This is a genomic window from Paenibacillus sp. Paensp38 (assembly GCF_059491915.1).
Map to the genome: position 1 here is coordinate 408,845 of NZ_CP168516.1, position 13,004 is coordinate 421,848.

At 38.5% G+C, this 13,004-nt stretch carries 10 protein-coding genes; 9 read left to right on the forward strand and 1 reads right to left on the reverse strand.

Annotated elements, in window-relative coordinates; translation table 11 throughout:
• Positions 1-169 precede the first annotated feature (169 nt).
• The 6 genes from ACEN8J_RS01935 to ACEN8J_RS01960 all read left to right on the forward strand — a co-directional run bounded on the left by ACEN8J_RS01935 (position 170) and on the right by ACEN8J_RS01960 (position 9,086).
• The gene (locus tag ACEN8J_RS01935) at positions 170-652 is read left to right on the forward strand and encodes a hypothetical protein (RefSeq protein ID WP_029518209.1); all 483 of its coding nucleotides are present in this window, start codon (positions 170-172) and stop codon (positions 650-652) included.
• Positions 653-668: 16 nt separating this feature from the next.
• Positions 669-1,820 carry a transglutaminase domain-containing protein gene (locus ACEN8J_RS01940; RefSeq protein WP_318627989.1) on the forward strand — a complete coding sequence of 384 codons (1,152 nt, stop codon included), beginning with the start codon at positions 669-671 and terminating at the stop codon, positions 1,818-1,820.
• Between the two features lie 19 nt (positions 1,821-1,839).
• The gene (locus ACEN8J_RS01945; protein WP_340933115.1) at positions 1,840-3,912 is read left to right on the forward strand and encodes a peptidoglycan D,D-transpeptidase FtsI family protein; all 2,073 of its coding nucleotides are present in this window, start codon (positions 1,840-1,842) and stop codon (positions 3,910-3,912) included.
• Between the two features lie 1,044 nt (positions 3,913-4,956).
• Positions 4,957-6,504 (forward strand): radical SAM/SPASM domain-containing protein, encoded by a 1,548-nt coding sequence (locus ACEN8J_RS01950; RefSeq protein WP_340933113.1) that lies wholly within the window; start codon positions 4,957-4,959, stop codon positions 6,502-6,504.
• 67 nt (positions 6,505-6,571) lie between these two features.
• Positions 6,572-6,781, forward strand: a complete 210-nt coding sequence (locus ACEN8J_RS01955; protein ID WP_340933111.1) for a hypothetical protein — start codon at positions 6,572-6,574, stop codon at positions 6,779-6,781.
• A gap of 451 nt (positions 6,782-7,232) precedes the next feature.
• A complete protein-coding gene (locus tag ACEN8J_RS01960) occupies positions 7,233-9,086 on the forward strand; it encodes an ATP-binding cassette domain-containing protein (protein ID WP_495594202.1) in 1,854 nt (617 codons plus the stop codon).
• A 246-nt stretch (positions 9,087-9,332) separates the two neighbouring features.
• Here the strand turns inward: ACEN8J_RS01960 and ACEN8J_RS01965 are convergent, their stop codons facing one another.
• The gene (locus ACEN8J_RS01965) at positions 9,333-9,686 is read right to left on the reverse strand and encodes a BlaI/MecI/CopY family transcriptional regulator (RefSeq protein ID WP_080902358.1); all 354 of its coding nucleotides are present in this window, start codon (positions 9,684-9,686) and stop codon (positions 9,333-9,335) included.
• Positions 9,687-10,014: 328 nt separating this feature from the next.
• Between ACEN8J_RS01965 and ACEN8J_RS01970 the strand changes: the two genes are divergently transcribed.
• From ACEN8J_RS01970 to ACEN8J_RS01980, 3 genes are all read left to right on the forward strand, one after another.
• Positions 10,015-10,257, forward strand: a complete 243-nt coding sequence (locus tag ACEN8J_RS01970; protein ID WP_340933107.1) for a hypothetical protein — start codon at positions 10,015-10,017, stop codon at positions 10,255-10,257.
• 12 nt (positions 10,258-10,269) lie between these two features.
• Positions 10,270-10,476 (forward strand): hypothetical protein, encoded by a 207-nt coding sequence (locus ACEN8J_RS01975; protein ID WP_495594536.1) that lies wholly within the window; start codon positions 10,270-10,272, stop codon positions 10,474-10,476.
• Positions 10,477-10,874: 398 nt separating this feature from the next.
• A complete protein-coding gene (locus tag ACEN8J_RS01980) occupies positions 10,875-12,953 on the forward strand; it encodes a peptidoglycan D,D-transpeptidase FtsI family protein (protein ID WP_495594203.1) in 2,079 nt (692 codons plus the stop codon).
• Positions 12,954-13,004 lie beyond the last annotated feature (51 nt).

A 13,004-nucleotide genomic window follows, 5' to 3' on the forward strand; every position in this document is an offset into this window, starting at 1 on the left:
TCCTAAGTTGTACGCTGGATTGGACGAACATAGACCACTTTGTATGGACAAGAATTGAAAGACAAGGTATGTATAAGACCTAAGCTGACAGGACATTGCGTAATCATGTATAATTACAGAGACAATTTTGCAATTCGAATCATGTAGTTGAAAACGGGAGTGTAGCGAAATGGATAAGGGCGTCTGGAGAGAGTTTTTGGAACATAATTGGCAGATTGTTCAAGATAATTGGCTGTATATATTAATTGGGCTTGTCCTATTGTTAGTCATATTGAAGGTTGTAAGAACTCTCATAAAATGGCTGATTGTCATCGTCGTAATTGCAGGCTTGCTTATCTACAGTGGCATTTCCTTTGAACAGGTCGGCAAGGTCGTTACTCAGGCAAAGGATGATGCGATTAACAAGGTTCAGAGCGAGGCCTTGAACATGATGATCAAAGAGGGACGGGATGCCCAATACACATCCAACGCGGATGGTACGTTTTCGGTAACCAGCTCCAACTTGGAAGTGAAAGGTCCATTTGATGGTGACAAGGTCAAGGTATGGTTTCAGGGGATGTCGCTGGGCGAGTGGAGTATGGGCGATACCGTCAAGAAATATATCGAAGGTGCGAAAGGCTCGGCTGTAACACAGTCGCCACAGTCGCCGTAGAGACAGGAGGAACACAATGAAACCATCCTGGCTGGAGCCTATTCTTCATTGGAATGGCGTGACGGTGTTTTTAATTGTCATTGTACTGCTGTCGTTGATTCAGGGCTGGAGACGAGGAGCTTCCAGATCTGTAGGGGCGCTGTTTAGTCTTATTGTGGATGGCATACTGACTGTAGCGGGTATTTTGTGCTCGCTCGGATTAGCCATGTGGCTTTCACCGAAGGTGCAACAATGGCTGGCAGCTTACATGGAGCATTTGCCACAGCGAAAACTAAGCGGGATTGAGCAATTTTATTATACGCTTGTGGCGGGGATAGAGGGTTTTCCGCTGCTGCGATTCGCCGTATTGTTCATGCTCAGTTATGCTATTGCCCAGTTTATACTGCGTGCCATTTATGTGTTGATGGTAGGTGGAAAATCAGATTCCTCTCTCCATGAGCATCCCCAAAAATCGGGCTTTTTCAGCAGGGTGGCAGGGGCTGGAATAGGTACTCTTATTGGTGGAGCTCGCGCCATGATAATCATAGCCCTGCTGTTCATAGGCGTAAGTCTGTACCCAGACAGCGGGTTTAGCAGCTACGTACAAGCTTCACCGATTTATAAGCAAGGTGCGCAATCGGTCATTGAGCCGTTGTCGGGGACTCTGATTAAGGATAAGCTGCCCGTATTTACGCAGGCTGTTACCAAGGAATTGAATGGTATCATGCAGCGCAAATATGAAATAATCGACCGGGACATTCCAAGCGATATCGTTCAGGCAGCGGCCAAGATTACAGAAGGGGCTAGCGGTGACGAGCAAAAAGCTAGAGCGTTGTATGAATGGGTAGGCACCCGTATTAGCTATGATTACAGTAAGGTTGAAGCCTATGAGCAACGTGGTGACTGGCATGAACAGACTCCCAGAGATACGTTTGATACACGTAAAGGAGTGTGCATTGATTATGCCCGCCTTTACTCAATGATGGCTCGTTCGCAGGGGCTACAGGTCAAGGTGGTGACAGGCCTTGGATACAACGGACAGGGAGGATACGGGTCCCATGCCTGGAATGAGGTATATTTGAGCGGACAGAATCAGTGGGTACCGCTAGACCCGACCTGGGCACAAAGTGGAGACTGGTTTAACCCGCCCGGTTTTGCCCAGACACATATCAAGGATAAAGTGATTTAAAGGGAGTGGAGAAGAGCACATGAGAAAGATAGACAACGAGCAGGGAAAAGACAACGAGTCGTCCGACCGAAAAAGATTCAGCTTCAGAATCAACCTGTTCTTTTTCAGCTCGTTCATTATATTTACTGTCATTATCGTAAGACTGGCGATACTTCAATTTGTGGAGGGCCCTCAGCTTAAGCAGCAGGAGACCAGTAATGTGACCAAAAATGTGCCGCTTACGCCGATTCGCGGAACAATTTACGATTCAACCGGACAGAACAGGCTGGCATATTCTACACCAGTACAGTCGCTCTATATCACGCTCTTCAAGAACTACAGTGATGGTATGGAAGAAAAGCGTGATAATGACAAAAAGCTATTGCCTGAGCTGGAGAAAATGACACAGAAGCTGGCGAATCGCTTTGCTGAATATGGGAATAAAGATGAGCCGAAAATGACGCCAGAACAAATTATGGACGCAATGGACCGGAACTATCAACGATTTAGCGGTTTTACGCCTCGTCTGATTAAAACCAATCTTAATAAAGATGAAGTTGCCTATTTCATGCAGCATAAGAGCGAGTTTCCAGGGGTAGATGTTGTTGAGGAAACCGTACGTCATTATGATCCGGATACGGTGGCTGTCCAAACGGTTGGTTACATTAAAAGCTACAAGAGTGCGCGTGAAACTTTGCCTAAATATAAAGAAATTCAAAAATCCATGTCAACGGAAAGCGATCCGGGCCTGATCTATACGGATAATGAATCTGTTGGCTTTGATGGACTGGAATTTCAATATCAGGAACAGTTGCGGGGGAAAAATGGCTACAAGACCGTCCCGATTGATCCGCGTAATATGTCGGAGGGTGTAGATTCTGTTACTCCTCCGCAAAAAGGGAATAATATTTATTCTACGATTAACAAAGAAATTCAGGTGAAGACTGAAAATGCCATTATGGATCAATTGAGATGGCTCCATTCACATGCTGTATCTGGCAAGACTCATCCTTATGCCAAAACAGGCTTTGCTGTAGCCATGGAAGTGGATACAGGGAATGTAATCGCGATGGCCAGTATGCCGGATTATGATGCGAATTATTGGCAAACGGGTACGATTTCAAAAGACAAATATGAAGAAATAAAACATGTGTATCAAAACGCTACAATAAAGAACGTTGGCTCAGGCCAATCTGGACAGCACCCAGATTCTACTGTGCTTCTCGGATCAACTATTAAACCGCTGTCTGTTCTTATTGGATTGGAAGAAGGACTATTTACAACAAATACGTACTATCAAGACACAGGAGCGGCTTATTTCGGACGTAACAACTCCTCACGGGTGCGCAACTCATCTGGTCATGTGTACGGTTCAATGGACCCGGCAACCGCTATTCGCCATTCCTCCAATGCCTTTATGGTCGATATGGTTGGCAAACGATTATATAACAAATACATCAACAATGCCGCAGAAGACCAGGGCGTTAACGTATGGGATCGTTATATGAAGGAATTTGGATTAGGTGTTTCTACTGGAGTAGACTTGCCCGGTGAGTTCCGGGGTTGGCGGGAGTACACGAGTAAATCAGAGTCAGCGCTTTCCAAATTGGCATATGCATCCTTTGGTCAACAAGGTAAATATACACCTATGCAACTTGCCCAGTACACAACAATGATCGCTACCAAGGGCAAACGGATGGAGCCACATTTGGTCAGTCAAATTAAAGATACCAACGGCAATGTAGTTCAAACATTTAAACCGAAGGTGCTAAATGAGGTGAAATTTCCTGATGCATACTGGAATGAAGTCATACGCGGGATGTCAACAGATGTTAGCGCATTTAACGGCTTTCCGTATGACTTTGCTCGCAAAACGGGGACATCTCAGCAGAGTGTAGGCAGAGAACTAAAAGATAACGGGGTATTTATCGCCTTTGCACCACGTCAGAATCCTAAACTTGCAGTAGCAGTGGTCATTCCTGAAGGGGGCTTCGGGGCTTGGAGCGCCGGACCTGTGGCGCGTAAAATCTTTGATGCTTACGACGAAGTGTATGGATTGGACGGTATTCCGAAGAAAAAAACTGGGAATTCAGCAGATAATGATGGAAAGTAAGATTGTAAGAGTAAATAATAAAGATTCATGAATTTTGCGAATAAAATGAGACCAATTATATCTAAGTACTCCAAGAGAGTTCAGCAAGCGTACATTTTGTATGTCTGATAAGAAAATGAAAGAACGGTGGCCCATCATTTGTTTCAAAATGATGGGCCGCTCTACTTATTCTAGAGATATCACAAGCAGTTGTTGTACTTTTTTTTGATCCTACTTTTACTGATAAGGAGATTTTAAAGAAGTTGCAAATATTAAGTCAACTGTTAATGATTCGTTTCATCTGACCAATCCTCGCTTCTAAAAATTTCTGGATTGAAGAATATTGTACATATATCAATCGGTAACAAAAAAATACGAATTTATTAAAAATAACATAAAACGTTACAAATTTATATACACTCTTTAAGGCATAGAGGTATAAAATCAAGTTGTAAGTAAAAAAAAGGAGGGTTTTTAAGCAAAATAAAAAAAGAAAGTCGTGGGTATGGCGAGTCTCTTGTTTTTAACAATCATATCTTCAGCTTATGCAGATGTTTCCATAACTTCTGATACTTATTCTAAAGTTCCTACACAAGAAAATCGTTTAATTAGCACGATGGGTGTGCATACTTTTCCAGAAGAACAATATTTCTTTGGAGATACACTTCTTGTCTCAGTCTATAAAGTAGGAAGTCCTGCCAGTAGATTCTTATACATTACAAAATGCTAAGCAATCTAATAATACTGTTTCCTTTAAAAATCTGTATGATTATCATTATATTAATGTTGAACCATCCTCTTCTTCTATGAAAGGCACTTTTTATGTGGATTACAATTAAAAATTAAATCTATTAGGCTTGTTTAATAGTGTAAAATTCATCTTTTATAATGAGAAAAAAGTTTATTTATGTCAGGTGGACGAACCTCTGTAAATGATTAGCGTATTTTTTTTTTGGTATAACATTTGCTATCTAGATTCCTTAATATAAAAAAGTGTTGATATTTTTATAATTTGTCATTACTATAATATTAAATAGCTGTATTTTATTTGCAGGAGGTAGTGAAATGGATTTATGTAAAGTTAACTTCGGAGACTTTTCAGAACTCTTTAATTACATCCAAGAATATAAAAAAGCAAAACCAGCAAAAACAGCATTTTCCATAGGGAAGATATTTTCAGAACATAACTTTTATTACTTCTACGATAGTGGAACTAGTAAGGTTGTGATGGTTGACAGTAATATAGCTCAGTTGATTGAATTGTTAATTTCCTCTAATAAAAGTTTAGATGAATTAAATCGATTTATTTATTCTCACAACATTGATGTAGACGAATTAATGACTTCAATTAATGAGGAGGATTTATTCAAAGGATTCAATATTAAGCACTTATATAATGACATATCCCTAGAGTATATGAAAAATCAAATGAATATGGGCACAACGCAACTCATTTTAGAATTAACTGGAAAATGCAACATGCGTTGTCGCTATTGTGTATACCATGATGGGTATCCTCACAATCGGACGTTTACTTCAAAAAGAATGTCATCTGAAACGGCGCTTAAATCTATTGATTTCATGAAACTTTATGGGGATCAGCAGGAAGTTTCTATTACTTTTTATGGCGGAGAGCCTTTACTTGAATTCAAGCTATTAAAAGAAGTTATTGAATACTCGAAGATCGCTTTAGCAGGCAGGACTATAAACTTTTCTTTTACTACTAACTTGTCTGTATTAACCCCCAAAATGGCTGAATATTTTTCTACCGTTGATAATTTATCTATTCTTTGTAGTATTGATGGTCCCAAAGAAATGCATGATATGTATCGAGTTTATAAGAATGGCTCCGGCTCGTTTGATGACGTTTTCGAGAAATTCAAATTATTAAATAGTGTAGCTAAAAAAAATGGTAAGGACATGCACATTGCTGCAAATGCGGTGTACATGCCTCCGTTTAGCGTAGAAAAGATTTCTCAAATAGATGACTTCTTTACAAATTTGGATTTTACTCATGAAGATTTTCAATATCAATTAGGCTATGCCGGTGCTGGCACTGTGCCGGAAGAATTGCTTAAAAACTCAGATTTTAATGACCAATCGCTACGACAATGGCAGGATAAGCAAATCGATATTACTAACAATTTGGAAGAATTTAAAGAACAATCTATCTTTAGTTTACTTGATAGAATTCATAAAAGAAGCGTAACAAAAAGAGCTACTAATTTTGTGCCAATGAACAGTTGTTGTGTTGTTGGATCCCGACGGTTATTTGTTTCCACGGATGGAAATTTTTTCCCGTGCGAAAGGATCGGAAACAGTCCTTCAATAGGAAATGTAAATCAAGGGATTATTGAGGAAAAGATTTATAATAAATATGTTTATGAATTTTCCGAAGCTTGGGAAAATATTTGCTCTGATTGTTGGGCTGCTAAACTTTGTAGTAGTTGTTATGTAAATAAAATGGATTCTTCGGGAGTCAGGGAACCTGATCTTGCAGAGTGTGAATATTATAGAAGTACAGCAGAACGTAGTTTAAGGAATTATCACAATTTACTTAGGACATCACCGGAAAAGTTAGCAATCTTTAATGAAGATGTTGCTTTATTATAATTTATTTCTAGGTTTAATTGTTCTCATTTAAACCTAGATAAATACATAAATGAAAGGAGGTGAGAACATGTTGAAAATTATGAATCCATATCAAAAGCAAGCTATTGACAATGAGAGCGTAGCTTTTCGTGATTTCGGACAACTGGGGTACTGTATGTGTAATCGTCAATTAGATAACTATGCAGCTACTAGAGATCAAGGAACTGGTTGTTATTGCTCTTGCGTCGGTGATACAAATAGCGCGTATAACTCACATTATGCAGCATATCCGTCCTAATTCTCAATTAGCGAACTATTCAGCTACTAAAATTTCAGAACCTGGTTGTAGTTGCTCTTGCGTCGATGCTGTAAACAACGCGCATAACTCCGACGCGGCAAGAAACTAAGTTTTACAAACCAAACAGTGTCTTCGTCCATTACCAACGGAGACACTGTTGTATTCAAATCTAAGGTTGTTAGACTGGAGTAATTCTCCAGTAGGCTATGACTTATATTAAAATACAATAACCTTGGTAGATTACAATAAATAAATAATCACCATAATGTGACTGAAAACTCATCATTGAGTGAATTTGAAAACAACTGTTATGTATACAAATTCCAGGTACTTAGATAACTTGGGTGAATTCTCTAATCCATCGACTTTTTTTAATCATACCACATTATTCTTCAGGGTTTAGTCACGTCCTTAGTACTTAGAAAACAATGAATACTGGAGGATAACTGAGATGAAGAAATTCAACAATTTTAGACACTTTAGTAACTACGTTGCTATTATAAAAACAACTCTAAGCGTATTATTCGCTTCTTCAAAAAAATACTTCATATTAATTTTAGTTTTAAGCTCTGTTATGGCTTTACCTGATATCATAAACTTAATTGTATGGCAGCATATAATAGATCAAATAGGTTCTCTTTTAATAAATGACAACAGAGATTATATTAGCATTATATATCTCTTTTTTCTTCATTTCATTATTGTACTAATAAAATTAATTATTAATAAAACTACGAATTATGTAAAGGAAATTTATACTGTATTAGTTGATAAATATATAACAAATAGAACTATTGAAATTGTAGACAGCATGGAAATGCAAGATATTGAAGATCCAAGGCTACATAATGACATCCAAAAAACAAATGACGAGTCAACAGTGAGAAGTATAGGCATTTTGAATAATATTGTTGAGATTATCATGAATATGTCTTTATTCGTTGGTACGATAAGTATTTTGGCATCTTACCAGGTAAGTATCGTGATTATCATCATACTATCAATAATCCCAAGTACAATAATTAATTTAAAATCTATGTCCAAGTTATTTGAAGTGTATGATAAACGATATGAAAAGACTAGATACTATAGTTCTTTAAAGGATATGATAGTTACATATGAGAATTTCAAAGAAATGAAATTATTTTCAAATATATCTTTTATACAGAATATCATTAATAATATTTTTGAACAAATAATTGAGCAGGATAAAAATGTGAAAAAAACATTGACTATTAAATCTACCGTAGGCGATTCAATTCAACAGTTACTGACATATTTGTTCAAAATAATTATAGTTATCAATGGTATTATGAGTAAACTGTCCATCGGTGTTATTATAATGAGCATTGAAACTGCTACCAAACTGCAAAATGCTTTGATCAATTTAATAAGCTATGCTTTAACACTATATGAAAATTGTTTGTATTTATTGAGCTTTGAGAGATTAAATAAAATAAATTTAATAAAAAGCGAGGAAATTAGGGAGGATTTAATAAAGGATTTTGTCGTGGATTCAATTGAGTTTATCGGAGTATATTTTAAATATCCAAGCTCAAGTAGTTATATATTAGAAAATATAAATTTAACATTAAAAAAAGGGTTTGATTATGCTGTGGTCGGATATAACGGGAGCGGTAAAACTACGTTGATCAAGCTCATTTTAGGGTTGTATGCACCAACAAAAGGCGAGATATTAATCAATGGCATTAATAGAACAATGTATGACAAGAAAGCCTATTTCGAGAAAATGAGTGCGATGTTTCAGGATTTTGTGAAGTTTCCGCTAACAATAAGGGAGAATATTGGGATTTCAATGACTAATAATATTAAGGATATGCCAGTTATAATAGAGGCTTCTGTCTTAGGTCAAGCATATGATTTTATTAACGAATTGAATAGGAAATTTGATACAAATTTATTGATTGGATGGGAAAATAGTGAGGATATTTCGACAGGGCAATGGCAAAGACTTGCTATCTCAAGAAGTTTCGTCCGGGAAGCAGATGTTATGGTATTTGATGAACCAACAGCAGCGTTAGATGCTAAGACAGAAAGTGAAGTGTTTAAAAATATGGTAAATAAAAAAACAGATAGGATTAATATAATTATTACTCATAGATTCACTAATATAAAAAATATTGATCAAATAATTGTTATACACGAAGGCAAAGTAGACGCTGTTGGGGATCATGACTTTTTGATGAGCAATAATAAAATATATGCGGAGCTGTATGACATACAAGCAGACAACTATAAAGGATTCATTAAAGAGTCATCTATTGCAGGTGAGTTGTTGAAATAATGTACAACGAAAAGAGCTCAAATCAGTAATCAGTGCTTGACGAAGTGTTCAAAGGGTGAAAGTGGAAAAACATCTGCTACTCCTGTATTATTGTAATTCTCACATAACAACAAAAGAAGGAATAAACAGATGTCTATGCAGTATATCAACAAAATGCTCGATATACTTAAAATTTTTCAGTTTTCAGACTCGTTCTATATGAATTTTATCTTTAACTACGGTGAGATTAAACTTGGATTTGCATAACTACTTCAATTCTTTTAAACATTCTATCTCATTATTTTCTTTGAAATGTTCTACAAAGTTCGATACTGAAAAATTCTTAGCATTTATTTTTAGAATTTGCAACTGGTATGCGGCATATTCTTCTGCACTTATGACAGGCTTATAACTTCTTGTTAGTACGGTGCCGCTATATACAATATCAGCAATTTCAATATATTCCTTTTTCAATAAACTCCGAACCGCTGCTTGAACGGTATTAATACTCAATCCATCCCCTATATCCGCGATGCCTGATGCAGTTAAATTTCCGCCATCTCTCCAAAAAACCAACAACACATCTTGTTCTTTTTGACTGATTCTAGGTAGTTTTTTCATTTCATTCACCTTTCATATAGTAGGTTGTGTTTATTATAATTGTTAAATTACAATATATCAATTTTAATATAGTGATATCATATTTTTTTGTTTTTAAAATCACTATTTTGTTGTTGGGTCAATCTAAGGGATATATGAACTGTGTACCAAGAAGAATAGGAGGAACATGGAAATGAAGAAGAAGGAACGTAGCAAGCTAAAGAACAGGAAATCCAAGTTTGTAAGAATGTCAGCTTCACAATTGTTCTTCTTGGTGTGCTAATAGTAATAGCAAATAAACTGAATTTAGATTCACATAAGGTCTTGCTATTGTTTGGAAAGAACACTTATGTCAGTCCATATATTTATGTCTATGACAGAGAATCTGATCAAGCCATTTATGAAGATAGTTCGGAAGCCAAGTTTATCTGCTTCACTGACAAAAATTATGACTGCAGTTGTTACTCTTGAGCATGTTGATGATTCATCTGCAATCGCTCCGGTAGATCGGAGAACGTTCGGCGAGCTTCTTGCAAGCAACTCTTCTATGGCCGGATTTCGCGAAGATGCAGAGGTTACCTATCAAGACTAGTTATATGGAAAGATTCTCACTTCTGGTAAAGGGGCGGAAAACTCTTTAGCCGTCCACGTTGCGGGGAGTGTAGAAGATTTTGTTCTGATGATGTATGATAAAACCACTGAACTCGGGTTAAATGACACGCATTTCACCAGGCCTGAGGGCCTTCATCGAAATCGATACTTTACAGCAGTACAATTAAAAGATAAAATTTCTTTTCTTTGTAAAAAATAAATTTGAGACATTAGAAAATGCTCAGATCCAAGCAGAGAACATTCTAATTAGTGAGCTCCCTTTGACTTTTAATGCAACTAGAAAGGTATTCAAAACCATGTTTAAGAATATATACAAGGAATCAATTAGTTATACTGATGAAGAAGGTAAAGAAATTGCACGTGGATTTAAGGATGCTCTAGCATCTATGATGAATGCATAACTATCTCATTGACCATAATATTGTACTACGTATTATCATTTCATGAAAGCTTCTCTTAGCCTTTAGGCTGCGGGAAGCTTTTTATGCTTTTTCTACGTTTTCTTACAAAATTGTCATCTGGGAATTCATCGTTTATTGCTTTGGATATGGTAGGATCAGGAATATGCCCTATTGGAAGGAGTAATGACAAGCTAATATGGACAGAGGAAGTTTGGATAAAAAGTTTTCATTCAAAAAGAAAAATGATGAAGAGAATGAAGAGTCACGAAAAAAACGGACGGTTTTACGAACCAACCTACTTTTTTTTGGTGCTTTTGTGCTGTTTGCCCTGATCATTACCAGACTAGCTGTATTGCAGTTTGTACAATCGGAGGAGCTGAAAGGGCAGCAGCAATCCGTAAATACAAAAAATGTCCCGTTAGCCCCGAGTCGCGGCACGATTTATGACTCTACAGGTACGGTTAAGCTGGCGTATTCGACTTCAGTACAGTCCTTGTATGTAACTTTATCTAAGGATTATAGCAAACGTACGGAGAAAGATCGCAAGCCGGGGGAAAAGCTGCTCCCTGAGCTCGATGCTTTTGCTACCAGACTTGCTGCCAAATTAAACGAACTGGGGCATACCGAAGGGGAGCAGCTTAATGCAGAGGAAATAAAAAAGCGACTGGACCCGGACTATAATCAATATAGGGGATTTACCCCGCGATTGGTCAAATCCGACTTGAGTCGGGAGGAAATCGCTTATTTTCTGGAACATCGGACAGAGTTCCCTGGTGTAGAGGTTGTAGAAGAAAGTGTACGCCATTATGACCCGGATCGGGTGGCGGTACAAACGATTGGATATATGTACAAGTTCAAAGGAGCTCGAACGAACCGGCCCAAATATAAAGAGCTCTATGAAGCGAATTCAGAGGTTTTAAAACCGGCACAGGTTTATTCGGAAAGTGAAACGGTCGGATATGATGGCTTGGAGCTTCAGTACCAGGACGAGCTGAGAGGGAAAAACGGATATAAAACGGTAGAGGTCAATCCTCGCAGCATGCCGGAGGGCATTGAATCCATTACTCCTCCTGAAAAAGGACATCATTTATATTCCACCATCAACAAGGAAATTCAGCAGAAAACCGAACAGGCCATTATGGATCAGCTTCGCTGGCTTCATACTCATGCCGTATCGGGGAAGCTTCATCAAGACGCAACCACTGGCTTCGCTGTAGCGATGGAGGTAGAGACCGGAAATATCGTGGCAATGGCCAGTATGCCGGATTATGACTCTAATGTATGGAAAAGTGGGAGTACCCCACCTTCGGTATATGACGAAATTCAGCATAAAATGGGAAACGGAACCATTAAATCCGTCCCTAGCGGTAAAGCAGGTCCACATCCAGAATCCTCGGTACTTCTGGGTTCAACCATTAAACCGCTGACCGTGCTGATCGGGTTGAAGGAAAACCTGTTTTCCCCCGGACAGACTTATCAGGATACGGGAAGTGCGTACTACGGTAAAAATCGCTCCAGCCGGGTTGGGAATTCTAGCGGACATGTGTATGGTTCTTTGACACCTAGCAGGGCAATTGAGGTCTCGTCAAATACGTTTATGGTGGATATGATCGGCAAGCCGATGTATGACAAATACGGAAGTAATGCAGGGATTCATCAGGGAATTGATGTATGGGACAAGTATATGAAGGAATTTGGATTAGGCGTACCAACTGAAGTAGATTTGCCGGGCGAGTGGGCAGGCAGACTTGAGTATATGAGCAAGCATGAAAGTGCGCTGACACGTTTGGTACAGGCATCCTTTGGTCAGCAGGGAAAGTATACGGCCATGCAGTTAGCCCAGTATACAACTGTGCTGGCAACAAAGGGCAAGCGTATGCAGCCTCATTTGGTCAGCAAAATTGTAGATGATCAGGGGAATCTTGTACGTGAATTTAAGCCGAAGGTGCTGAATGAGGTCGCTTTTTCAGATACGCACTGGAATACAGTGATTCGAGGTATGGCTACGGATGTTAAAGCCTTTAATGGATTTCCTTATGATTATGCCCGTAAAACGGGGACTTCCGAGCAGGTGGTGGGACGTACGGTTAAAGATAACGGGGTGTTCATCGCTTTTGCTCCACGTCAAAATCCGAAGCTGGCAGTAGCGGTCATCATTCCTGAAGGGGGCTTTGGTGCGACGAGCGCGGGACCGGTTGCGCGTAAAATATTTGATGCGTATGACGAAGTATATGGGCTAGATGGTACTCCTAAAAAGCCTCTGGCAGCAAAGTGAGGACTTGAATTTTTTTGTGGGCTTCTCTTTTTCATGGTAAAATGTCGTTGG